Annotated in this window: 20 protein-coding genes and 1 pseudogene; 15 read left to right on the top strand and 6 right to left on the bottom strand. The window is 63.6% G+C overall.

The window, feature by feature from the left end:
• Positions 1–2 precede the first annotated feature (2 nt).
• The 12 genes and pseudogenes from ABQF13_RS00280 to ABQF13_RS00225 all read left to right on the top strand — a co-directional run bounded on the left by ABQF13_RS00280 (position 3) and on the right by ABQF13_RS00225 (position 12,424).
• Positions 3–947, top strand: a complete 945-nt coding sequence (locus ABQF13_RS00280; RefSeq protein WP_448390660.1) for a TIGR03619 family F420-dependent LLM class oxidoreductase — start codon at positions 3–5, stop codon at positions 945–947.
• A 4-nt stretch (positions 948–951) separates the two neighbouring features.
• Positions 952–1,443 (top strand): acyl-CoA thioesterase, encoded by a 492-nt coding sequence (locus tag ABQF13_RS00275; protein WP_448390659.1) that lies wholly within the window; start codon positions 952–954, stop codon positions 1,441–1,443.
• A 40-nt stretch (positions 1,444–1,483) separates the two neighbouring features.
• Entirely contained in the window at positions 1,484–2,683 is a 1,200-nt protein-coding gene (locus ABQF13_RS00270) for an amidohydrolase family protein (protein WP_448390658.1), read from the top strand.
• A 2-nt stretch (positions 2,684–2,685) separates the two neighbouring features.
• Positions 2,686–5,055, top strand: a complete 2,370-nt coding sequence (locus ABQF13_RS00265) for a CaiB/BaiF CoA transferase family protein (protein WP_448390657.1) — start codon at positions 2,686–2,688, stop codon at positions 5,053–5,055.
• Complete coding sequence (locus ABQF13_RS00260; RefSeq protein WP_448390656.1) at positions 5,052–6,509, top strand: aldehyde dehydrogenase family protein; 1,458 nt, start codon at positions 5,052–5,054, stop codon at positions 6,507–6,509. The genes ABQF13_RS00265 and ABQF13_RS00260 overlap by 4 nt, the downstream gene beginning before the upstream one ends.
• A gap of 6 nt (positions 6,510–6,515) precedes the next feature.
• Positions 6,516–6,866 (top strand): annotated as a pseudogene (locus ABQF13_RS00255) (helix-turn-helix domain-containing protein); the annotation flags it as partial.
• Positions 6,867–6,914: 48 nt separating this feature from the next.
• Positions 6,915–7,463, top strand: a complete 549-nt coding sequence (locus ABQF13_RS00250) for an MmyB family transcriptional regulator (protein ID WP_448391349.1) — start codon at positions 6,915–6,917, stop codon at positions 7,461–7,463.
• A gap of 245 nt (positions 7,464–7,708) precedes the next feature.
• Positions 7,709–8,926, top strand: coding sequence for a cytochrome P450 (locus ABQF13_RS00245; protein ID WP_448390655.1), 1,218 nt, complete (start codon positions 7,709–7,711; stop codon positions 8,924–8,926).
• Between the two features lie 18 nt (positions 8,927–8,944).
• Positions 8,945–9,145 carry a ferredoxin gene (locus ABQF13_RS00240; RefSeq protein ID WP_448390654.1) on the top strand — a complete coding sequence of 67 codons (201 nt, stop codon included), beginning with the start codon at positions 8,945–8,947 and terminating at the stop codon, positions 9,143–9,145.
• A gap of 64 nt (positions 9,146–9,209) precedes the next feature.
• Positions 9,210–10,322 (top strand): NDMA-dependent alcohol dehydrogenase, encoded by a 1,113-nt coding sequence (locus ABQF13_RS00235; protein WP_448390653.1) that lies wholly within the window; start codon positions 9,210–9,212, stop codon positions 10,320–10,322.
• A 79-nt stretch (positions 10,323–10,401) separates the two neighbouring features.
• Positions 10,402–11,826, top strand: a complete 1,425-nt coding sequence (locus tag ABQF13_RS00230; RefSeq protein ID WP_448391348.1) for an aldehyde dehydrogenase — start codon at positions 10,402–10,404, stop codon at positions 11,824–11,826.
• A 52-nt stretch (positions 11,827–11,878) separates the two neighbouring features.
• Positions 11,879–12,424 (top strand): helix-turn-helix transcriptional regulator, encoded by a 546-nt coding sequence (locus tag ABQF13_RS00225; RefSeq protein WP_448390652.1) that lies wholly within the window; start codon positions 11,879–11,881, stop codon positions 12,422–12,424.
• Between the two features lie 43 nt (positions 12,425–12,467).
• Here the strand turns inward: ABQF13_RS00225 and ABQF13_RS00220 are convergent, their stop codons facing one another.
• The 6 genes from ABQF13_RS00220 to ABQF13_RS00195 form a co-directional block, all read right to left on the bottom strand.
• On the bottom strand, positions 12,468–12,929 hold the full coding sequence (locus tag ABQF13_RS00220) for a hypothetical protein (RefSeq protein ID WP_448390651.1): 462 nt from the start codon (positions 12,927–12,929) through the stop codon (positions 12,468–12,470).
• Between the two features lie 30 nt (positions 12,930–12,959).
• Positions 12,960–14,174: a cytochrome P450 gene (locus tag ABQF13_RS00215; protein ID WP_448390650.1), complete on the bottom strand. Its 1,215-nt coding sequence runs from the start codon at positions 14,172–14,174 to the stop codon at positions 12,960–12,962.
• 145 nt (positions 14,175–14,319) lie between these two features.
• Positions 14,320–16,752: a CaiB/BaiF CoA transferase family protein gene (locus ABQF13_RS00210; protein ID WP_448390649.1), complete on the bottom strand. Its 2,433-nt coding sequence runs from the start codon at positions 16,750–16,752 to the stop codon at positions 14,320–14,322.
• Positions 16,753–16,757: 5 nt separating this feature from the next.
• Positions 16,758–17,978: an amidohydrolase family protein gene (locus ABQF13_RS00205; protein WP_448390648.1), complete on the bottom strand. Its 1,221-nt coding sequence runs from the start codon at positions 17,976–17,978 to the stop codon at positions 16,758–16,760.
• A gap of 271 nt (positions 17,979–18,249) precedes the next feature.
• Positions 18,250–20,766, bottom strand: coding sequence for a carboxymuconolactone decarboxylase family protein (locus ABQF13_RS00200; RefSeq protein WP_448390647.1), 2,517 nt, complete (start codon positions 20,764–20,766; stop codon positions 18,250–18,252).
• 402 nt (positions 20,767–21,168) lie between these two features.
• Complete coding sequence (locus ABQF13_RS00195) at positions 21,169–21,675, bottom strand: DUF7700 domain-containing protein (protein ID WP_448390646.1); 507 nt, start codon at positions 21,673–21,675, stop codon at positions 21,169–21,171.
• Here ABQF13_RS00195 and ABQF13_RS00190 point away from each other — a divergent pair.
• From ABQF13_RS00190 to ABQF13_RS00180, 3 genes are read left to right on the top strand one after another with little or no spacing between them, the layout of a single operon-like run.
• The gene (locus tag ABQF13_RS00190; protein WP_448390645.1) at positions 21,660–22,643 is read left to right on the top strand and encodes an amidohydrolase family protein; all 984 of its coding nucleotides are present in this window, start codon (positions 21,660–21,662) and stop codon (positions 22,641–22,643) included. The two genes, ABQF13_RS00195 and ABQF13_RS00190, sit on opposite strands and share 16 nt — an antisense overlap.
• Positions 22,636–23,823, top strand: a complete 1,188-nt coding sequence (locus tag ABQF13_RS00185; RefSeq protein ID WP_448390644.1) for a CaiB/BaiF CoA transferase family protein — start codon at positions 22,636–22,638, stop codon at positions 23,821–23,823. Before ABQF13_RS00190 ends, ABQF13_RS00185 begins: the two co-directional genes overlap by 8 nt.
• Positions 23,778–24,074: a hypothetical protein gene (locus ABQF13_RS00180; RefSeq protein WP_448391396.1), complete on the top strand. Its 297-nt coding sequence runs from the start codon at positions 23,778–23,780 to the stop codon at positions 24,072–24,074. The genes ABQF13_RS00185 and ABQF13_RS00180 overlap by 46 nt, the downstream gene beginning before the upstream one ends.
• The last annotated feature ends 17 nt before the right edge of the window (positions 24,075–24,091 follow it).

Here is a 24,091-nt window from a genome sequence, read left to right as displayed (position 1 = left end):
GGATGTCCGTCAGCAATCCGGTGGAAGCGCACACAGCCCCGAACGATAGATCGACCGGTCTGCAGTTCGGTCTGCAGATGGTGGTCGGCACGCGCCACTACGCACAAGTTGGGGCTATCGCGGAGGAGGCCGGCTTCACCAGCCTCCATGTGCCCGATCATCTCGTCTACCCGGATCGTATTCCAGCGGCTTACCCCTACGCCGACGACGGTGTGCTCCGGCTCGACGGTGTCGAACTTCTCTCGGACAATCTCGCCTGCTACGACCCGTTCGTCCAGCTCGGGTTCCTTGCCGCATGTACGCAAACTGTGCGCTTGATCCCGACCGTATGCATCGCCCCCCTTTACCACCCACTGGCACTGGCCCGATCGCTCGCGACCGTTGACCGCATGTCCGGTGGCCGAATTGAACTCGGACTCGGAGTCGGCTGGCTGGCTGCCGAATTCGACGCGGTCGGCGCCGGATTCCACAATCGCGGCCGACGCACCGACAGCATCATCAGAATTCTTCACCGGTTGTGGACCGAGGAAGTCATCGACTATCAGGACGAGTTTTACCGGTTCGGCCCCATCCGGTTCAATCCAAAACCGTTCAATCGTAACGCAATCGCCATTCATGTCGGTGGGTCGTCACCCGCCGCGCTGAGGCGCGCGGGCCGCTTGGGAGACGGTTGGATCGAAATCGGATCGCGCGGCATCGAGGAGTTCACCGACATGCTGTCCATCGTGAACCGCGCGCGCGCCGATGCCGGACGCGCCGGCCTGCCCTTCGAGATCACCACCACCGCCGTCCGATACGACACGCTCGACGACTATCGGCGTCTCGCAGACCTGGGTGTATCCCGCATCGTTGCGCTGCCTGCGATCGGCGCTGGCCGCGCTCGTGACCCGGCCGCCTTCAGGGACTGGGCGCTGCGGTTCCGTGACGAAGTGATGGCAAGGGTGTGATGTGGTGACAAAGCAGGAGGATCTGATCGCACTGGCCGTCGAGGACTTCACGTGGAAGCGCAGACGTGGCGCGTCGACTGCGGGCGAAGGCGATGTCGTACCGGGCATCGAGTTGGCAGCCATGCTGCACGACGCCGCCAATGATCTCGTCGCGGAAGTTTTCGGAGTGCCCGACCTCGAATCGCTTTCCGCACTGGCAATCCGGCCGGTTCTGCGCGAAATCACCGCGGTCTTCGATGCAGCCCTGACGCCAGGAGCACCCGTCTTCGTCGGCGCCACATTGGGATCACTGTCGCAACGCTCCTTTGCGCTCAAGACCGGCGTGTGGACCGCGCAAGGTCGCACCCTCATAGCGCACGGCAGCGCGGCTTTCGTTGTCGTGGACGAGAAGTCACGAAGCGCCGTCGCCGTGCCCGGCAACGTGGCCGAGGCGCTACACAGCCTGCGGCCGATGGCATCGGCCCCCGCGGAACCGTTCAACAACCCGACAACCTGATTCAGCTAATCCACAGCGATAGCGATCTTGAGAGGAAAACATGAACTCACAACTCATCTTCGACGTCGACAGCCACGTGACCGAAACGGCGAACATCTGGAGCGATCGGATGGCATCGAAATGGGGTGACCTCATCCCTCACGTGGAAGCCTCCGACGGGGTCGAGTATTGGGTCGTCGGCGACAAGAGAATGGGTTCGGTTGCCGCTTCGAGCTATATGCAGCTGGACCCCGAGACGGGCGCACGTAAGCGTCAGCCGCCCAGCGATCAATTCCTGACGCGCGCGGGATACCGGGATCTGCATCCGTCGTCGTACGATCCGCGTGCCCGACTGGAGGTCATGGACGAGCTGGGCGTGCAGGCGTCAGTGCTGTACCCCAACCTCAATCTGGTCGTCAGCGACCTTCACGAACAGGTCGACGACCCCGAGTACAAGATTCAGATCATCCGCGCCTACAACGACTGGCTCGTGGAGGAGTGGGCATCTGCCGACCGCGACCGCCTGATCCCAGTGGCACTGGTCGCCTATTTCGACGCAGAGGTGGCCGCCCAGGAAGTGCACCGCTGCAGCGAACTCGGGCATCGCGGGCTCGTCATGACCGGTATGCCACAACTGCATGGCAAGCCGCCGCTGGCCGACAAGTACTGGGCGCCGTTGTGGAAGGCAGCCGAAGACACCGGCATGTCGGTGGGTTTCCACGTCGGCGCCAACGAGGGGATCATGGAGAAGTACGTCAACGCCGACCGGTTGGCCGCCGAAGGACCCCGCCGAATGGGCGCACGGACCGTCACCGAGGCGTTCTTGGACAACGCGTGCTCACTGAATGACCTTCTGCTGACGGGGATTCTGCCGAAGTACCCGAACCTGAAGTTCGTCATGGTCGAGACAGGCGTCGGCTGGGTGAACTTCTGCCTGGAGTCAGCCGATTATCATTTCGACCGGTACGGGGTGCGCGAAGACTGCCCGGAGTTCACCGAGCCGCCGAGCTTCTACTTCAAGCGCCAGGTGTACACGACCTACTGGTTCGAGAAGATCGATCCGTTCCACGTCGAGACGGTGGGCGAGGACAAGATCATGTTCGAAACCGACTACCCGCACTCCACTTCGCTCGACGCCGCCGATGTTGCGTGGGCGCTCACGGATGGCATGGCGGGAATCTCGGAGGAAGCCAAGCACAAGATCCTGTGGGCCAACGCCGCCGAGCTCTACGGAGTTCGTACCCCGACTCTCGCGGGCTGAGCATGTTCCGACCACTTGAAGGGCTCAGAGTTCTCGACCTGTCGACCAGCCTCGCTGGAGTGCGCGCGTCGAGCGTGCTCGCGGATTACGGGGCCGACGTGGTGTGGGTCGAGCCGCCCGGTGGGGCTCGGCGTCGCGATGAACTACGTGTCGAGTACGCGGTGTTCAACCGCGCCAAACGCAGCGTCGAGCTGGATGTGCGAACGCCCAGCGTCGAACTGGAGCGGCTGCTCGGGGCCGCCGACGTCTTGATCGACACCTCGCCACCTTCCGAGGTCGTCGTTCGCGGCCTCGACTACGAGACGTTGCATGCGCGCCACCCGGCACTCGTCCAGTGCTCGATCACCGGCTTCGGACCGGATGGTCCCTACCGTGACGTCGCGGCCAGGGAGTCGCTCGTACACGCGCTGATCGGCTCCATGGGCGAGCAGGTGGGTCACCGAGAGGGTCCCATTTACGAGGGTCTGCCGTTCGCCTCGATCGGGGCCGGCTACCTCGGGGCGCTCGGCGCACTCGCGGCACTGTTCGCACGCGCCCGCGATGGGGTCGGCCGACACGTCGAAACGTCCCTGTATGACGGCGCTCTCGTGTACCTGGCGATGTTGTGGGGTGACACAGACACCGGGCACCAGAACACCAGTCACACCGAGGACTCGTTCATGCCGGCCGGCAGCGGGCGTCTGATCACCGGAAGCTTCCGCTGCGGCGACGACGAGTACATCGGCGTACACACCGGTGCCGTGGGGGCTTTCGGCCGGCTGATGAAACTGCTTGGGCTGGATGCACAGATACCGTCCGACGTCAACGGTCTCGACATGGGTATCCCTCTCACGGCCCGGGAGCAGGAGATCCTGCACGGCAGCATCCATGACATCTTCGCAAGCAAGCCGCGGGCGGAATGGGTCGAAGCCATGGCGCAGGCCGATGTGTGCGGAATTCCGGTTCTGCACCCGACCGAGGTGTTCGACGAGCCACAGACACGCCACAACGGCATGGTCGTCACGATCGACGATCCCGTGCTCGGTCCGATCGAACAAGTTGCCCCGCCGGCCCGGTTCTTCGGCGAGCGCAAGGTTGCACTGTCACCCGCCCCCAGCCCCGGCCAGCACACCGCCGAGGTGCTCGCAGAGTGGGCCGCGCCGCACTCCCCCCGGCCTTGGCTGGGCTCCGATGCGCCCGATGACAGCGCTCCCCTGCACGGGGTGAAGATCCTTGACCTGGGTGCTATGTACGCCGGCCCGTGCGCTTCTCGTCATATGGCCGACCTCGGGGCCGATGTCATCAAGGTCGAGCCGGTCCACGGTGACCCGTTCCGCGGTCTGCCAAGCCTTTTCCGCAATTGCCAGGCCGGCAAGCGGGCCATTGCGGTGGACCTGAAAGATCCGGCTCTGGGAACCGTAAGAGCGCAGCTGATTGCGTGGGCCGACGTCGTGCACCACAACATGCGCCCCGGCGCCGCCGAACGCATGGGTGTGGGTTGCGAGCAAGTCCGCGAACTCAATCCCGACGCTATCTACGGATACGCCGCGGGATGGGGATCTGACGGACCCTATGCCCGTCGGCAGAGTTTTGAACCGATGCTGTCGGGCTACGTCGGTGCCGAATTCGAGGTGGCCGGCCAATTCAACGGTCCGGTATACCCACTGGGGAACGCGGATCCGGGCAACGGCCTCATCGGCGCCATCACAATGCTGATGTCGCTGCTGCACCGGATTCGGACTGGCGACGGCCTCTACTTCGAGAATCCGCAACTCAACGCCACCATGACCCATATGGCACACGTGGTGCGCACGGTTGACGGAACAGTGTTGGGAGCGGGAAAGCTCGATCCCCTCCAGTACGGGATCAGCGCACTTGATCGGCTCTATGAGACGTCCGATGGCTGGGTGTGCATCTCGGTGGAGACCCCCGAGGAGATCATGGCGCTGAGCTCGGCCACCGGCTGTGACTTGCTCGCGGAGTGCACAACCGTGCAGTCATGCCGGGCTATCGACTACGAACTCGGCATGGCGCTCGCGGATATTTTCGCCGGTCAACCGACGTCCTATTGGCAGGATCGGCTCGATAAAAAGCGGGTTCCCGCCGCGCAGCCAAAGCCGTTCAACAACCGCGCGTTCATGCGCGATCCGGAGAATATTCGCACGCGTCGCGTCGCGGTCGTCGCGCACCCCGAGGAAGGACACATCCGGGAACCGGACCAGTACCTGCGGATGTCGCACTGCACGCTGCCGCCGCACCGACTCGCGCCGCGCTTGGGCGAACACACCGCCGATGTGTTGAGCGGTCTAGGGATGGCAGCAACGGCTCTCCAACAGCTCAGTTCACGCAATGCTGTCCGGCTCGACACCGCACCAGAGGAGAAGACGAGTTGAGTTCCGGCAAATCTGCGCCCTGGCGGATGTACATCGGTGGTGAATGGACCGACGCCGCCACGGGGACCACATATGCCACCGTCAACCCCGCGACCGAAAAGCCGCTCGGTCCCGCTCCGCACGCGAATGTCACCGACATGCGACAAGCCATCGCGGCCGCTCGCACCGCGTTCGATACCGGTCCATGGCCGCGGCTTCCGCTTGGTGAGCGTTATCGCATCATCCATCAGATCGCGTCGCTGATGGAAAAGCGCCAGGACGAGCTCTCCCAGATCCTCGTCGAAGAAACCGGCGCCACGGCGTATCTCGCAAGCCAATCCGGGCCGATCCAGATTTTGCGCGATGCAGCCGATCTTGTGCTGTCAGAGGCCTTCGCAGAAGCGCAACAGCCGTTGGAGTTCGGCGGCAGGTTGCTGCAAACGCAGGTGCTGCGCCAACCAGTCGGTGTCTGCGCACTGCTGCCGACCTGGAACGCTCCCATCATGATTGCGATCCGCAAGATCGCGCCGGCGTTGACGGCGGGATGCACGATGGTGCTGAAAGCACCTCCACAAACCCCGCTGTCGCTGCTCAAGCTCGCTGAGATCATCGATGAATCAGACCTTCCGCCGGGCGTGTTCAACGTGGTGACCGGCGAGGGCATCGAAGCCGCCGAGGAACTCGTCACCAGCCCGGACGTGGACATGGTCAGCTTCACCGGTGGTCTGACCGCCGGCCGAGCGATTCAAGCGAAGGCGGCCGAAACGGTCAAGCGGGTGGTTCTCGAACTCGGCGGGAAATCCGCCAACATCATTCTCGATGACGTCGATCTCGACACGGCGGCTCAGGTCGCTGCCATGCACGCATGTTTCGGGGCCGGCCAGGCGTGCTCGATGCTGTCGCGCGTGCTGGTCCCCCGTGCGCTCGCGGACGGTCTCGTTGAGCGGATGGCGGCGATCGTCTCCAGTCAACCGGTCGGTGATCCGCTCGATCCCATGACCGTCGTCGGCCCGCTCATTCGAGAAGAACGGCGTGCGGCCGTCGAAGCCTATGTGGCCAGTGGGCTCGACCAAGGCGCACGCCTGGTCACCGGCGGGCGACGACCGCCGCACCTGGATCGCGGTTACTTCTACGAACCCACGATCTTCGCCGATGCCGACAACAGCATGACCATCGCTCAAGAGGAGATCTTCGGCCCGGTCCTGACGGTGATTGCCTACGATTCGATCGACGAAGCGGTCAGCATCGCCAACGACAGTATCTTCGGCCTTCAGGCCAACATCACCTGCCGCACAACACAGGAGGGTTTGCAGCTGGCACCCCGGCTACGGTGCGGCGCCGTGGCGATCAACGGCGCGATGGACGGTATCCGCGCACCCCGTGGCGGATTCAAACAAAGCGGAATCGGCCGGGAGGTCGGAAAATGGGCATTGGATGACTACCTGGAGTACCAGGCGCTGACGTATTCGCTGTAGTTTCCCGTGCGACATCGACAGTGCGCAGGTCGCGAGAGTCAGTTCCGCAATGCGGTGACGGCGTGGCCCGGTGAGCCATACGATGCACACGTGGGCTCGAAGGATCCCCGCTCACATCGCAGCGAAGTGGCGGAACACCGCGCGGAGCTCGGTAGATACCTCCGGGCGCGTCGAGAGCAAGTCCGCCCCGAAGATTTCGGCATCCCGCGTGCCCGACGGCGCCGAGTACGGGGATTGCGTCGATCAGAAGTCGCCGAGCTGGCATCCGTGAGCCCGACTTGGTACACATGGCTCGAGCAGGGACGCGACATCCAGGTGAGTGCCGAAGTTCTCGACGCGATCTGCCGGGCACTGCAACTCGACGAGCATGCGTCACGGTACGTGCGTCAACTAGCAGGTAAGCCGATGACCGCGCCGCCGACCGGCCACCCCGCCCTGGATCCCGCCGTTGAACGCTTTCTTGCTGATCTCCTGCCCGCCCCGGCATGCGCTGTCACTGAGGCGTACGACATGGTGCGCTGGAATTCAGCGCTCGCGAGGGTGGTCGGCGATCCCGTGTCCATTCCTGGGGGGCAGCGCAACCTTGTTCGAATGTGCTTCGAGAATCCGTCATTTCGCGAACGAGTGTCCAGCTGGGCCGAAGTCGCCGAGTCCGCGATCGCGGAGTTGCGGGTCGTTGCTGCATCGCACCCGCACAGTGATCGGCTTCGTCAGCTCATCGATCAGATGAAGGTGTCGAACCCCGACTTTCGCCAGGCCTGGAACACGTTGAATGTACGGCCGTTCTTCGGTGAGATCGCCGCGATCGAACTGCGAGGTGTCGGCGTGGTCCACGTGAAAGTCCTGGAGTTCGTACTGCGCGAAGAGAATCCGATCACCATCGTGGTGTTCCAACCCGTCGACGCCCAAAGTCGAAGCCTTCTGGCGGACCTCGTCGGCGAGGAGAATTCCTGAACGCGCGCTGATCGTCGGCGACAACCCCGGAGCTCCACAGGCTTCGGCCCGGGTGGTGAAGGTGGTACCTAACGCCACCACCGTCACGAAACCCAATCCGTTGCGTGCCCGGCAGAGATCTCAGTACCGTCATGACGTCTGCGCCGAAACCAACTTTCCCGCATGACCTCGGACACAACGACATTGATCGGTGCAAGCGTCCTATGCGCGCACCCGAGTGACTTGCGGCACCAGGAGGAGCACCCGTGTCAGCTAAACCCGTCGTCTCGTTTGACCATCACTCCGCAGAATTCGCAAACGAGCCGAATGGAATTCTGTCCGAGCTCCGACAGCGTTGCCCCGTCGCGTGGACCGAGGCACATGGCGGATATTGGGTCGTCACGAACTACGACGACCTCGCAACGATCGTCCGGGACGACATCACCTACTCCTCGCAGCACGACCGCGAGGGCCCCAAGCAAGGGGTGCTGATACCGCCCATCCCCAATCCTTCGGGAATTCTTGAGATGGACCCACCCGATTTCCGCACGATACGAAGGGCTTTGGCCCCCTACTTCTCACCATCAGCCATCGCCGCCATGCGACACGAGGTAGTGGAGTTGACCACCCGATGTATAGACGACTTCATCGAAGAGGGCCGCGGTGACCTAGTCGAGCAACTTGCCAGCCCCGTGCCCGCGCAATTGACGGTCCGCCTCCTGGGTCTGCCCCTCTCGGAATGGGAATCCCTTGCCGACGTGTTCCACCGGGGCGCCTATCTGCCGCACACCGAAGAGAACATGAGCCACATCCAGGAGATGTTGATCGGCGTCTATGGTCATCTACTCGACGTCGTCAAGCAACGGCGCGAAGATCCGAGGGACGACCTCATCTCGGCGCTTGCGAATCTTCGGATCGACGGCAGGCTCGTTCCAATCGACGTCGCGGCAGGCAACCTGCAGTTGCTCGCCGCCGGCGGGATCGACACCACCACCAGCCTCATCGGGCACACGTTCGTACACCTCGACCGCTTCCCTGCGGATCGCCAATTTCTGCTCGATGATCCAAGTAGGACAAAGCTGGCGTGCGAGGAGTTCTTGCGTGTCTACCCACCAGTCCCCGGGATGGCTCGCACAATCACATCGGAGCACGAGTTCGGAACGCAACGGTTCGGTCGCGATGACCGGGTCTGGTTCTCATGGGGTTCGGCGAACCGCGACCCCAACGTATTCGACGATCCCGACGAGATCCGACTCGACCGATTCCCCAACCGCCATACGTCATTTGGCTTGGGTGCACACCGGTGCCTCGGATCCAATATGGCGCGAACGGTCTGGGAAATCGTCGTCGGCGAAGTACTGCGCCGCCTCCCCGACTACACGGTTGACCACACCGCGGCACAGCGGTACCCCGACTGCGGCGATATCAACGGGTGGATCTCGGTACCGGTGAGCTTCGCCCCGGGAAAACGAGTTCACACCTAGAAGAGGATTGCTTCGATCATGAAACTCAGTGTCGATTCAAAGCGCTGCCAGGGCCACACGCTCTGCCACATGGTGGCGCCGGAACTATTCGTTCTCAGCGAGACCGATGGGCACGCGTCGCCTGCCGTTGACGAGGTTCCCCCTGAGCTCATCCACGTAGCGCAGATGGCCGTCGAAGGCTGTCCCGAGCAAGCCATCAGCCTGCTTGGGAGCGAGTGATTGTTCTCCGCAGACAACGGCGTATGCCAGCGCCTGCACCCAACCCGACAAGGATGAAACCGGCATGAAAACAAAAGCCGCTGTCTTGTGGCAGCCGAACACCCCCTGGAGCATCGAAGAAATCGAGCTCGACCCGCCGGGGCGCGGAGAGGTGCTGGTCAAACTCGCCGCCAGCGGGTTATGCCACAGCGACGAACACCTCGTGACAGGCGATATCCCGTTCGCATTGCCGATCGTCGGCGGTCACGAAGGCGCAGGTGTGGTCGAACAGGTCGGCGAAGGCGTCAGCTGGATAGAAGCCGGCGACCACGTCGTCTTCAGCTTCATTCCGGCATGCGGGCGGTGCCCGAGTTGTTCGACCGGACACCAGAATCTGTGCGACCTCGGTGCGCTGCTCGGAGACGGCATGCAGGTCAGCGACGGGACAAGCCGGCACCACGCCCGGGGTGAGGATCTGAAGATCATGTGTCTTCTCGGCTCCTTTGCCCACCACACCGTGGTGAACGAGGCGAGTTGCGTCAAGATCGATCCCGACGTTCCGCTCGAACTCGCATGCCTGCTGGGCTGTGGTGTGGTCACCGGGTGGGGATCGGCCGTCTACGCCGCCGAGGTGATGCCGGGTGACACCGTCGTGGTGGTCGGGGTCGGCGGAATCGGGGCGAACGCGCTGCAGGGGGCAAAACTTGCGGGCGCACACAACATCGTCGCCATAGACCCTGTCGACTACAAGAGGGACATGGCGATGAAGTTCGGTGCGGGGCATGTCTTCAGCTCGATCGACGAAGCGATACCCGCCGTCCAGGAACTGACCAGGGGCCGAATGGCCAACAAGGTGATCATGACGATGGGTGTCGGTTCCGGCCAGGTTCTCGGTTCGGCGTTGGCGTTGGCGGCGAAGCGGGGTCGGGTCGTGGTCACCAACATCCATCCCGCGACGGAGTATTCGGCGGCGTTGAGCCTGCTCGACCTGACGCTGATGGAAAAGCAGGTGGTGGGGGCGGTTTTCGGCTCCGGTAATCCGCGCTCTGACATCCCCAAGCTGATAGACCTCTACCGCCAGGGCCAGATCGAACTGGACGCCCTCGTCACCAACGTCTATCCGCTGGAAGGCGTCAACGAGGGATATGAGGCGATGCGGGCGGGCAGCAACATCCGCGGGGTGCTGCGCTACGAATAACCCCTGCCGGCTGAAGACAGCGGCAGAAAAAACCGGATCACACTGCAAGAAGGTGGAACGACACGCGATGGAACCGACGATTCCCCAGTTCGATGCCCTGTATATCGGTGGACGCTGGACCGCACCGATGGTCGACGGTGTCATCGAACAGATTTCCCCCATGACCGAGCGCCACCTGGGTACGGCGCCGGCGGCATCGGCTGCCGACATCGACCGGGCGGTCGCCGCGGCCCGGAAGGCGTTTGACGAAGGCCCGTGGCCGCGAATGTCTACCCGACAACGGATCTCGACTCTCGAGCGTGCCCGAAAGATCTATGCGGCCCGCGCCGATGACATCGCCGCGCTGATAACCGCTGAAATGGGCTGTCCGTCCTCGATTGCGGGACTGCTCCAGGTGGGCTATCCCCAGCAGATCCTCGACTACTACCTCCAATTGGCGGACGGTTGGGAGTTCGAGCAACGACGAGGCAACTCGACTGTCCGCCAGGTTCCGGTCGGTGTGGTGGCTGCAATCGTGCCGTGGAACACGCCGCACAGCGCGTTCATGGTGAAGTTGGCGCCGGCACTTCTCAGCGGCTGTACGGTGGTCGCCAAGCCGTCCCCGGAGACAGCGTTGGACGGTCTTGTGCTCGCCGAGATCTTCGCTGAAGCCGAAATCCCCGAAGGTGTGCTCAACGTCGTTCCGGCGGGCGCGGAGTCGGGTGAGCACCTCGTGAGTCACCCAGGGGTCGACAAGGTCACGTTCACCGGATCGACGGCTGCGGGAATGCGCATCGGCGCAATCTGCGGTGGGGCCATCCGCAGGTTCTCGCTGGAACTGGGTGGTAAGTCGGCGGCGATCATTCTCGACGATGCCGACATGGCCTCCGTGGCCCAGGGTTTGCGGTTCGCGTCGTTCCTCAACAGCGGTCAGGTCTGCACGAATCAGACCCGGATACTTGCGCCCAAGGGGCGCTACACCGAGGTGGTCGACGCGCTGTGCGAGATGGTATCCGGGATGACGGTCGGTGATCCGCTCGATCCGGTCACCGAGATCGGACCGCTTGTGTCGCAACGGCAGCGGGACCGTGTCGAGCGCTACATCGGTATCGGCGTAGAGCAGGGCGCCACGATCGCCTGTGGCGGCGGACGGCCGAGCTCTCAGCCGTCAGGCTGGTTCATCGAACCCACAGTGTTCTGCGATGTCGACAACCGCATGACGATCGCCCAGGAAGAGATCTTCGGTCCTGTCGTTGCCGTGCTGGCCTACGAGAACGACGACCACGCCGTGCGGCTCGCGAACGATTCACGCTACGGGCTCGGCGGCGGCGTGTGGACATCCAACGTCGACCGCGGGGCAGAACTCGCCCGCCGTGTCCGCACGGGACAGATGAGCATCAATGGCGCCGGCAGCGACATCACCGCACCGTTCGGCGGTTTCAAGCAAAGCGGTGTCGGTCGCGAGGCTGGGCCGGAGGGGCTGACGAATTATGTTGAGTTACAGACGATATCGTGTCCCGCCTGACCCCGAGAGCCGAGGACCGTGCCGAACCTGCACGTGCGTCAAGGAGTGGCCAGTGAACATCACCGACCGGTGCAGCGTTGTGCAGACGCGGGTCGATGCAGCAGGTGTTGGATGGGTGACCTCGACGGTGGCCAGGTGTTGCGATCTGAAGATCGTTCAGCGCGACACTTTGGAAGCGCTTGCCGAACTTCTCGGCGATCCCGCGGTCCGAACGATCATCGTCGCCGGCCTGCCACTTGCGGTACTGACCAGATGCCCGCACGGCGAATCCGATTCGGTGGATGTCGATCTTGCGGAGAAGTTCCGTCAAATCGACCGGCAGCTGTGGAATTCGTCGAAAACCCTCGTCATCCGCCGACATGTCGAGGGTGCCGCCCCAACCGCGACGAGTGAGCAACCCGCCTACATCGAACCGCTCACCGAACGCGAACTGGAAGTCCTGGCGTTGGCATGCGAGGGAGCCTCTGCTCGCGAAATCGGCGAGCGCTTGTTCATCAGCGAGCGCACCGTCGAGTCACATGTCAGCAACGCCTACCGTAAACTCGGCATCCGGTCGCGTATCGAACTCATCAGGCGTGCAACACAGTTCGGTTTCTGATCGTCGACGTTGGAGCCCCAGCCCGACCGACGTAATCAACCCGTCATTTCAGAAAGCCGGCGAGCCCGGCCAGCGCGCCAGGATCACTGAAGTCGACAGGGATCTCAGCGCCGTCCACGTCGAAGGTGAGCTGGTGAGCCCCGGCGATGGTGGCCAGTTCCATCGTGGTGCAACCCTCGGGCCCCATCTTGTGCGGTCCGTAGAACTCGCCCGCTCGAGAGCTCCAGATGTCGCCGGGCCCCAGCCAATAGCCGTCGACCTCGACCGAGCCGGCGACGACAAGTTCCAGCCGGTCGCTTTGGTGGCTGTGCCGCGCCAGGACATAGTTTGGCGGGAACTGGATGACGACGACGACGGCAGTGTTTTCGTCGGCGGGATCTCCCAGAGCGTGTATCGCGGTCCTCATCCCCTGCGCTTCACCGGCCGCGACGACCGTGGCCGCCCACGAGGTGCCGGCGGGAGCCACCTGCCAGTAGTTGTCCTCTGCGATGCGCCAGACTTTCACGATTGCCTCCTTGAGAGTGTTCGCGACACGTTAGGCCGTTGTCGCAGTGGTGCTGCCGGGCGTGAATTCCACACCCAATGATTCGTAGCTCAACGTTCCGCCATTGCGGATCGTGGGTCCGGACTGGTGCAGGACTCGGATGTCGGGCATCCGCTTGATGATTTCCTCTATCGTCACCCGAATTTCGAGTTCGGCGAGAGGCGCGCCGACGCACCTGTGGATGCCGTGACCAAACGTGATGTGAGGGTTTCTGCCGCGGTCCAACCGGAACGTTTCGGGATCTGTGAATCGTTCTTCGTCGTTGTTGGCAGAACCAAAAAGCAACAGCACGCGGTCCCCGGGTTTGAACGTGACTCCGTCCAGTTCCACCTCACGCCGCACCGTGCGGGCCGGGCAATGTGCTGGCGAGGACATACGCAGGACCTCTTGCGTGGCGTGACCGACAAGACCCGGGTCAGCGACGAGTTGGGCGCGCGCGGCGGGATACTGGTCCAGGAACACCACACTCGCGGTGAGGGCGGCAACCGTGGTCTCCAGTGCGCCACCGATTGCGGTGAACACCAGGCCAATACACTCCTCATCGGAAAAGCGAGTGCCCGCTTTCGTCACATGGGTGGCGATCGATGAGATGAGGGTGTTCTTCGGCTCCGCCCTGGCCGTTTCCAGGACGCCGACGATGAACCCGAACAATTCCTGGCCGGCAGATGCAGCCGTTGCAGGGTCTCCGTCGGGGGGAGCCATCATGGTGTCCAGCCACGCATAGCACCGTTCTCCGTCGTGCAGGTCGAACCCGAAGAACTCCGCGACAACCTGGCCGGGTAGTCGGGCCGCGAACTGGGTGACGAAATCGGCCTTGCCGTCAGCGATGAAGGAGTCGATGAGCGCACCGACCCGCTCCCGGACGAGAGGTTCATAGCCGGCTACCGCCTTGGGGGTCAGGAACGGCATGAACACGCTTCGGTAGTCGGTGTGCTCGGGTGGGTCCGATTCCGTCGGAATTCCGCGTCCGGGAAACGCCAACGGCGGCAGTACGACACCGTCACCCGATGCAAACACTTCGGGCTGGCGCAGGATCTTGACGATCGTGTCGTACTTGCTGACCACCCAGAATCCGCCCAGCTTGTCTGAGCGGGTGATCGGACACTTATCACGCAGCACGCGATACGTGCTCAGCGCCCGCTCGGAGAAGCCAGCAGCGGTTTGATCAAAATGATCCTTAGCTTCAGCAATGTTCACAGCGGTCATCCGATCTGCCCTCCACTCGCCAGTTGCAGGAGCAGCTTACGAGCGGCAAACCTGCGGACAATCCGTAGTTCTACTGATCTAAATCGTTGAGGAGCCTCGCGTGGGCAAAAGCCTCGAGATCACCACGACCTCGGTCCCAGCGTGTTCAGCCCATTTTCGGCTCTGAGCCGATCACGCCCTGCTCTTCGAGGTCGTGCAGCTCATCGAACGCGCATCCAATGGCCGAAAGAATCTCCGCGTTGTGCTGGCCGAGCGTTGGCGCGGACGTACGGTTGTACTGCGTGGGACCGGCAGAGAAGCGCGCCGGGAAGGTGTCATACCGCGCTCGCCCGATGACCGGGTGGTCAATGGTCTCGAAGAAGTCACGCGCCTGAAGCTGCTCCAGCTCCGGCTGGCGGTGCGGAGGGATTACCTTGCCGACGGGTACCCCCACACCCCACAGCTGCTCGACGATGTCATCCGAGCTGCGCGTCGCACACCAGCTGCTGATCGCCGCGTCGATGGCATCATGATTCTCCCGTCGGGCTGACACATCATTGAACTCGCCGGCACGGTCGACGTCCGGGATGACCCCACGCAGTGCGCACCACTGTTGGTCGGTCTCCACGGAGATCGCCACCCAGCAGTCCGGGCGATCGAATTCGTCGATGCTCGCACTCCGGTAAAGCCCTTGGGGTGCGGCGGTAATGCCGCGGTTGCCATCGCGCATCATCAGGTGTCCGGTTGCGCTGTACTCAATGACCTGCTCGGCGGCGATATTGAGTGCGGCGCCGATCATCGGCGCCTCGACCAGCGTCCCGTCGCCTGTACGGTCGCGGTGGAGCAATGCTATGAGCGTGCCCGCCAACGCATGTAGCGCGGCATTGGGATCGCCGACAGACTGTGCCTCCTGTGGTCTGTCGTCGGGATAACCCGTCAGCCAGGTTATCCCCGAGGCGTCCTCGATGATGGGCGCGAACGCCGGGACGTCGCGCCACGGTCCGGTCAGCCCGAACCCCGGCATGCGCACCATGATCAGATCTGGGCACCGCGAACGCAATTCCTGGTAGCCCAGGCCGAGGTTGTCCATGACCCTGGCGCTGAAGTTTTCGACCACCACGTCACATGTCGCCACCAGATCGAGAAAGAGCTCGCGTCCCCGGCCGGCGCGAAGGTCCAGGGTGAGTCCCAGCTTGTTGGTGTTGATGGCGGCGAAATGCGGTACCCATTCCTGCCATTGCGGTTCTTTCCCGACTTGCCGCGTCGAGTACATCCGGTACAGGTCGGGCCGACCGACCGACTCCAAATGGATGACTTCCGCGCCGAACATTCCCAGCAGCCGGGTGAAAAACGGACCGGCGAAAAGTGATGTGAGATCGAGAACACGGATACCTGACAATGGGAGCTCGGCGGGCGCATCCTTCTTCGGGGCCGGCTTGTCACCGTGTCGGCCGGAGGCGAATTCAGGTGCCCCGCACCCGCCGAGAGCCGGCGACGTTTTGAAGTCCCGCATGGGGACACCGTGCAGCGTGTAGGGCGGTGCGGGCTGAAGAAACCGACCGGTGGGATTCTCGACGAAGGCTTGCCGCGCCACAAAGTGGTCGAATTTCGGGATCGTCGCGCCATTTCCGACGGGTGCGTTCGGTATCAGGAATGCGCTGGCAAGCTCTCGTACCTCAGCGGTCGTGCGAGCCGAGGTCCACTTGGTGATCAACGACGAGATCGCGGATCCGTTCTCGGACCGATTGTCCACTCGAGACAGGGAAGGATCGTCGGCCCACTCCGGATGTTCGACCATGGCGCAGAAGTCGAGCCATTGTTGGCCGGTGCCGACCATCGTGCCCACGTAACCGTCGCTTGTCTCCTCGACGCCGGGGACGTGCACCGAGCGCTTGGCCTTCAACGGCGTTCCCGTGACATCGAACCACGTAACCGGTGCATAGCCGAACAACCACTGGCACAACGCTTCCAGGGTGGACACGTCGACGAGTTGGCCGTGACCCGCACGCAGCTGGGTGAACCTGGCAACGAGAGTCGCGACCCCGCTGACGATTCCGGCCGCCCATTGATCCTGTCGGCCACCGACGTAGACCGGTGGTCGCTCCGGCAGTCCCCTTGCCCAGATCCCGCCGGACCATGCTTGCAGGGTCAAGTCCGAAGCCGGCCGATCAGCCCACGGACCAGCCAATCCGAACGGGGTGATCGCGGTGACGATGAGGTGCGGTGCCTCGTCATGCAGTCGCTTGGGTGTCAGCAGCGGGTGCGCGGCCAGCCCGGAACCGGGTGACCACACCACCGCATCCGCGCTGTCGATGATGTCACGGGCCCGATCGATGTCGCTGTTCGCGGCGGGATCAAGCGCGACGCTGGCCTTGGACGCCGACAGGTACTGAAACAGTGCACCGTCCGTACCTTCGGCGACCGGCTTTCCCGATGCCGACCATCGCCGCAGCGGATCACCGGTGGGGTCCTCGAGCTTGACGACCTGCGCGCCGGCATCGACAAGGAGTTTGGTGCAATAGGCCCCGGCGATACCGGTCGACAGCTCGACAACTTTGAGGCCGTCCAGTGGTGGCAACGGGTGCGGAGCCTCAACCACTGTCGTCAGTTGGCAGTCAGGACGGGCGGCTCCGCGGGCGTGAACTGGAACACCCGCGCGGCATTGCCCACCATCACCTTGTACATCCCCTCCTCACCCAGCGGAGCGAGCTGACTGTGGCAAAGCTTTAGTGAGTCCGGCCAGGAGCCGTCGGAATGCGGAAAATCGGTTTCCATCATGACGTTGTCGATACCGATCCGGTCGATGTTGGCGATGCCGACCGGATCGTCCATGATGCAGCCGAAAACGTGCTTGCGGAACAGCTCCGAAGGCTCCACATCCGGGTCGACGATCTTGCGGCTCATTTCCCGCTTGGTGTACTTGCCGGAAGCGTAATCGGCGGTGTAATCACCCTCGCGAGCCCAACGCTGCCGATCGAGGGCGTGGTCCATCCACTCGAGCATGTAAGGCATCCAGCCGACCTGTCCTTCGGACAACACGATCTTGAGGTTGTCGTACTGGAAGAACAGGCCGCTGAACATCCAATCCCACAGACACTGAATGGCGTTGATGACCGGACCACCGCCGACCTGAATGATCGACGGTGCATCATCAGCCGTGGTCGGTATCTTCGACGACGACCCGATGTGCATACAGATCGGCAGCCCGGTCTCATTGGCCACCTCGAACAGCGGCTCCCAGTATCCGTCCTTGTTGTGGATGGAGGGCAGCCCGAGTGTGGCGGCGTTCTCCGAGAAGATGATGCCGCGGGCGCCCTTCTCGATCGCGCGACGCGCTTCTGCGGCGGCCAGGTGGGCATCCCACATCGGGATCAACGCCAATGGCAGGAACCGGCCCGGGTACTGCCCGCACCAATCCTCGAGGATGTGGTCGTTCCAGGCCTGCACGCACAGCAGCGCGAGTTCTTTGTCCTTGGCCTCGGCGAACGCTTGACCGCAAAAGCGCGGGAAGGTCGGGAAATTCGTCTGCGTCAAGATGCCCGCGATGTTCATCGCTTCGATCCGGGCGGTCGGGTCGTAGCATGAGGGATGCACCGAGTCGTAATTGACCGGCGCTAAACTCCAGTCCTCCTTTTCACGACCGATGACCGCCGAAACGCCGGCGACACCCCAGCGGGCATCCTCGTACGCCCAGACATCCTGACCGTCGGGCATACGAATCACTCTGGGCGCGGTGTCTTGGAACTTGGCGGGTAGCCGCTTGGTCCACACGTCCGGTGCCTCAACGATGTGGTCATCGACCGACACCAACCAATCAGTCCTCACGTCACACGCACCTTTCTGGCTTAAATTCTGTTGCCAGCCAACGTAGGCGTCGGGGCCACCGCGGACCTCCGTACCCGTACGGAATGGGTCGCACACCACCGTGTGACACCGTCCGCCGACGCCTCGAGCGGGCCGTGCACTGGGAAAGCGGAATTACGAAGGGCAAACACATCTTTGCGAGGCAGCGGCCGGCCGACCGCTCAGGCGAGTTGCCCGGGTCGGCCGGCCATGCCGGAACCGACCCGGGCACACTCGGTGATCCTCGAGGTGGCTATGGCCCGGTCGTCGGTGCGGGTACTGCGAACGCGTTGAACATCGCTGACGCGCCGAGGTAGGCACCCACAAGGTTGACGAGGTCGACCACACCTTCTCGTCCGAATGCCGCTTCAGCGGCATGGTAGGTCTCATCGCTGACTTGATACGTCGAGACCAGTTCCTGGACGAACTGGGCGGCAACCAGTTCGTCACCCTCGAGACCGACGGGTGACTGCCCGTTGGCCAACGAGTCGATGGCTTCGTCGGGAAGGCCGATCAGGCTCGCCATGATCCGGTGCGCATAGTTCTCGTACTCCGCACCCCACTGTCCCCCGACCGCGAGCGTTGCGACCTCCCTGATTCTGGGTGACAGGCTTGATCCGGCGACGGCGTTGGCAAGCTTGAAGAGCGCCGTGCCCACCACCGGGTTGTACAGGTAGTTGTTGAACGGGCCGATGAGTTGCCCGTCCTCGGTGAGGAACTGGATACCCGTCTGCGCCTGATATTGGACAGCGAGCTCTTTCATCACCGCGGCGAGTTCGGTTTGCTCGGGTGTTGCGGTATCCAGATCGAGCAGCGGCAGGCGGCCGCCCAGACCGTAGTCGTGGCTGCCGGGAACGGGGGCCGGGGCTTCCGGCGGTACCGGCGCCGAGAACTGCTCTGGCCCTTGGATCTGGAAAGCGTTGAACATCGCTGAGCCCGCGAGATAAGTGCCTATCAGGTTGACCATATCGACGAGGCCGTCCTGCCCGAACGCCGCCAAAGCGGCCTGGTAGGTGGCGTCGCTGACGCGATGGCTCGATACCAGCTCCTGTGCGAACTGGGCGGCGATCAGCTCGTCACCGGAGATTCCCACCGGCGCTTGCCCGTTGGCCAATGATTCGATGGTGTCGGCGGGCACGCCGATCAGCTCGGCAATGCGCTTGTGCGCGTACAGCTCGTATTCGGAGCCCCACAGCCCGCCAACTGAGAGGGTGGTGATCTCCTTGATCCTCGGCGGAAGGCTTGATGACGCGATGGCGTTGGCGAGGTCAAAGAGCGCCGTTCCGATCACCGGGTTGTACAGGTAGGGGTTGAACGGGCCGATCGGCTGTCCGTTCGCGTCCAGGAACCGGATACCCGTCTGCGCCTGATATTGGGCGGCAAGGATTTTCATTATCTCGGCGAGTTCCTGTTGCTGCGGGCTGGCGGAATCCATATCCAGGTACGGCAGCCGGCCACTGAGCCCACCGGCTCCGCCTTGGCCGCCGTCCACACCGCTCGTCGCACCTGCGCCCGCGGCGCCGTCGCTGCCGGCCTGACCGAACAAGCCACCGGCACCGCCGCTTCCGCCGATGCCGGGCTGTCCGGCCGCGCCACCGACACCACCCGCGCCGCCGACGGCGTTGCTGTCGACCAGGTCCCCGTCGGGCAGCGTGATCACGTACGCGCCGCCAGTGCCGCCGTAGCCACCGGCACCACCGAGACCGGCCGCGCCACCAGCACCGCCGTCGCCGCCACGCCCGAACAATGAAGCCTTACCACCGGCGCCACCCGCGCCACCGTCACCGCCGACACCACCACCACCGCCGGCTCCGCCATCCTCATCACTGTCGACGACCGCGTCGACACCGTGCGCGCCGGCACCGCCCGCACCGCCGGCACCACCGTCACCGCCGTAGCCGGCCCGGCCGAACAACAGCGCAGCGTTGCCACCGGCGCCACCATCTCCGCCGTCCATCCCGTCGATACCGCGGCCACCGTTGACCCCTGTCACACCGACGCCGCCGTTCCTCCCGGCGCCACCGGCGCCTCCAGCGCCGCCGTTGCCGACCAGCAGACCGGCGTTGCCGCCCGCACCGCCGGCCGCGCCGGCGCCGCCGGAACCGCCGACACCGCCGTTACCGAACAGCAGGCCCCCCACGCCGCCGTTACCGCCGGCAACACCGTCCACGACGCTCGACCAGCCGTCGCCGCCGTTGCCGAACAACCAACCCCCGCCGACACCGTTGGGATTTCCCGCGTTGCCGTCGGCGCCGTTACAGATCAATCCGCAGCGCCCACCGACGGCGAACATGGCGTTGATCGGTGCGAGCATCGCATTGCCGATCAGAGGCAGTGAGGGGCCGCGCCTCGCTGCGGCGCTGACATCATGCGTCGCCAGCGAAGACAAGTCGGTCAGCGAGTCCATCAGGGCGGCGGCCGCCTTCCCGTCAAGTTCCGACCACGCCAAGGAAACCGGTGCCGGCGCCGCGGGGCTTTCTGGGATGTCGCCGAAATCGCCGTCCTGCTGCGACGCCACCGTGGCGGGTGCTCGTCGCGCGGGTTCTGGTGTCACGGCGTCGGTTTGGGACTCTTCGGCATCATCGTCGGAGTCGCCGCCCGCAACTGCACCGTCGGCATCATCACCGGAAGAGGGGTCCTCAACCGCACCCTCGGCGTCATCGTCGGAGACGACGTCCTCGGCTGCGTCTTCGGACTCGTCACCCAGATCGACTGGGGGATCGGAACTTTCCTCATCAGTGCGAGATGTGTCGACCTGCTGTGCGGACACCCGCGAGGTCGGACGGTCGACGGTCGAATCAGAACTCGCGGTGCCCGAATCGGAGCCTTTTGATTCAGCGCTGTCGACCGCATTCGAACTATCAGACGATCCGAACCCGGTATCCGACGGCTCAGCGGAAGCGATTCCATGGCCCGTCGTGAGGGCCACGCCCAGCCCGAACGCAACGGTTCCTACGCGAAGCGATCTCGCCCACGCATCGATGCTGCGGCGGAGACGATCCGAAACAGCGCTCGACTCATCACCGGTGTGCGCTCGCGCAGTGCGGTCGTCGCCCGAAATTACCTGTCGTGTCCTCATCCGGCAAAAGCCCCCTTCTGACTTCGTCGTCAATTGCCGGTAAAGTATCCACCCGGGCACCAACTGAACTCCGTACCGGTACGGAGAGCGGGATCAGGCCGATGATTTGCGTTGTGCCCGCTGCGCTTCCCGTGCCAGCGGGGTGACCTCGGCCATGGCCTTGCGGATCTCATCCATGTCGACCGCCTTCGCGAGCTCGTCCGCCCCGGCGAGCTGCAGCATCGCATCGACGCGGTTTTCGATCGCAGCCAGCGCCCATGTGAGCATGTCCCCGCTGGCCGCCTCGTCAAAAGGCACGATCGTCTGGCGCACACCCCATTCGATGTAGTGGTAGTGCGGATCGTCGTCGAAGCAGTCAAAGCGCAGGTACTCCTTGTTGTCCTGCGAGCCGAGTACGTGCAGCGAGACCCCTTCTGCGTCAATCGTCGGTTTCTCCGCAGCCACAATGTCTTCGCCGAACCCCGTCGTGAGGGTTTCGAGATCGACCTGGCGGAACTCGACCCCGATGGTTACCGCGCCTGCCGAAACGAACTGTGTGTCATCCTTCACCAGCGGCAGGGGGTCGATCTCGTAGGTGACACCGAGTGGAAAAGTCGCCATTTCTCCTCATTTCAGGTCCATCAACGCCTGGTCGTCTGCCCATGCCTACCACGGTGCAGCTCGCCGGCCATCCGGAGCTGTACGGAGGTCATGACGCGCTCGACGTGGCACCGTGTTCTGTTATGCAGCATCGGCCGCATGTAATCGACGTCCACAATCACATCGGCTCGCCGTCGGTGACGTCGAGCCGTGGCGATACCATCGACATGGACAAGGAGCTGGCGGCTCGGTGCGCCACCCTCGCCAATAGGGGTGTGACCCAGGCGGTGGCCATCGCGAGCCACGACTACCTCCGGCCAGACGGAATCGCCGATAACCGCAGGGTCAACGACGACATCGCGATGGTTCGCGCGCGTCGACCGGACCTGTTTCCCGCCGCAGTCGGCATCGTCGAACCCCTCCACGGGTCCCGTGGGCTGGAGGAACTCGATCGGTGCAAGAACGAACTCGGTCTGCACGGCATCAGCTTCCACACCAGGCTGCAGGGTGTATCGCTCGACAGCAGATGGGTGCGCGAATACCTCAGTCGCATGGGCGAGTTGGGGCTGGTTCCGTTCTTGCACGCGATTGGCGAGTCCTCGTCAGAATCCCTGTGGAAGATCGATGTACTCGCCGGCGACTTCCCGGATCTCCCGATCGTCGTCTTGGATGCGTTCTCCACGTTTGAGCAATCGCTGTTCGCACCCCATGTCGCTGAACGACGGCCGCAGTTGATGTTCGATACCGCACTGGCGCATGGGTTCGGCGTGGTGCAGTACCTGATTTCGCGGTGCGGGGCCGACCGGGTGATGTACGGCAGCGACCTTCATTCCGGTACCAGCGGAATACCCGCCGTCTCGGAACTGTCGGCCGAGATTCTCGCCTCTTCACTCAGCGATTCCGATAAGGCGGCGGTCCTCAGCGGAAATGCCGCACGCATTTTGGGCCTCCGTCATCCTGTCAGCCCGGTCGTCGACGCGCATGGATAACACCCAGATCAACCTTCCCCTCGCGGGCATTAAGGTTCTCGAACTCGCGCAACTGTTGCCGGGCCCCCTGTTGGCCAGGAAGCTTGGCGATCTCGGGGCGCAAGTCGTCAAGGTCGAACCGCCCCGCGGAGACCCGATGCGGTTGTTTCCGCCCATCGTCAACGAGCGCTCGGTCATGTTTGAGGCAGTCAACAGGGGAAAACGCAGCGTCGTGTTCGACCTCCGGGAAAAGGAGGATCTCGTGAAGTTGGATCGCCTCGTCGATGTCGCCGACGTCGTGGTCGAGGGCTACCGGGTTGGCGCGCTGACGGCTTTGGGTGTCGATCTTGAAAAGGCTCGGGCGCGGCGGCCCGAACTGGTGGTGTGCTCGATCTCCGGATTCGGCCAAGAGGGGCCGCTTGCCCATCTACCGGCTCATGGACTGAACATCGACTTTCTCTCTGCCAGCTTGGCTGTGACGGGTGACGAGGGCGACTACCGGTTGACGACCGACGTTTCGTACGGCGTCGAGCTTGGTGCGCTGAACGGCGCAGCCGCAGTATTGGCCGCATTGCTTCGCGCTAAAGCTACCGGTCAAGGTGCATGGCTGGACGTATCTTGTTGGGACGCAGGCGTTGAAGCGCACCGGCTGAACCTGTACCCGATGCTGTCCGGACAGCCGATTCCCGGCTTGACGGGTTCGCACTCGCCGATGCAGAGCATCTATCGGGCCCAGGACGGCGCATTCGTCCAGATCATGGCCACCGAGCAGCGATTGTGGCGAAACTTCTGGAACGCCTTGGGCCGCGAAGACCTCGCCGACAATTGGAAGCCGCGTGACTACATCGACGAGACCGAGTGGCCCGGCGACAGGGAGCTGCGCGAGGAGATAGCAGCCATCATCGCCAGTGCCCCCGGTGCGGAGTGGACACGTCGCTTCACCGAGTGGGGTGTGGCGGGATGCGCGCTGCTGACCGAAGAGCAGGTGCTCGAGCACCCCCACCTTGCCGCCCGGCGGCTCGTGGGAACGTCACCGGAGACGTCTCTGCCGTTCATCGCCGACCCGGTGTGCTTCGCCGACGAGAGTTGGCGGCCGGGCGCCGACGGCGCGGCAGCTCCGAGGCTCAATGCCGACGAAGACAGCATCCTGCGGTCGTGGGCCGGAAGGGCAATCCCGATGAAAACGGCGGAAAGGCCATGATGGAACCGAATCCTCATGAGCGGCGCTCGCACTGTTCAGAGCTCACTTCCCCCGACAGGTCGTCACGGACTCAATCCGCGCAGTGCAACACGCGCAGACACGCGACGCGGAAATGGAGTCGCCGTGAGTTCGACATGGTGGCTCACATCTTCGGCTTCCGCGATGCGAATGAAATGGCCGTGTTCGCCGCGCAGCTGGCTGAGAAGAAAATCCGCCATCCATCCGACATCCACAGGCAACCGCAGGTCTGACCTCGCAGGTCTGACCG

Source organism: Mycolicibacterium sp. XJ879 (genome assembly GCF_053483935.1).
Note: the sequence above shows the minus strand (reverse complement) of the source record. Positions and strands in the feature narration are given on the sequence as shown.

Excerpts from the sequence above, each read along its gene's own strand:
- ABQF13_RS00280 (WP_448390660.1), top strand. The coding sequence starts at position 3 with ATGTCCGTCAGCAATCCGGTGGAAGCGCACACAGCCCCGAACGATAGA.
- ABQF13_RS00270 (WP_448390658.1), top strand. The coding sequence starts at position 1,484 with ATGAACTCACAACTCATCTTCGACGTCGACAGCCACGTGACCGAAACG.
- ABQF13_RS00265 (WP_448390657.1), top strand. The coding sequence starts at position 2,686 with ATGTTCCGACCACTTGAAGGGCTCAGAGTTCTCGACCTGTCGACCAGC.
- ABQF13_RS00250 (WP_448391349.1), top strand. The coding sequence starts at position 6,915 with ATGACCGCGCCGCCGACCGGCCACCCCGCCCTGGATCCCGCCGTTGAA.
- ABQF13_RS00240 (WP_448390654.1), top strand. The coding sequence starts at position 8,945 with ATGAAACTCAGTGTCGATTCAAAGCGCTGCCAGGGCCACACGCTCTGC.
- ABQF13_RS00235 (WP_448390653.1), top strand. The coding sequence starts at position 9,210 with ATGAAAACAAAAGCCGCTGTCTTGTGGCAGCCGAACACCCCCTGGAGC.
- ABQF13_RS00215 (WP_448390650.1), bottom strand. The coding sequence starts at position 14,174 with ATGACCGCTGTGAACATTGCTGAAGCTAAGGATCATTTTGATCAAACC.
- ABQF13_RS00195 (WP_448390646.1), bottom strand. The coding sequence starts at position 21,675 with ATGGCGACTTTTCCACTCGGTGTCACCTACGAGATCGACCCCCTGCCG.
- ABQF13_RS00185 (WP_448390644.1), top strand. The coding sequence starts at position 22,636 with ATGGATAACACCCAGATCAACCTTCCCCTCGCGGGCATTAAGGTTCTC.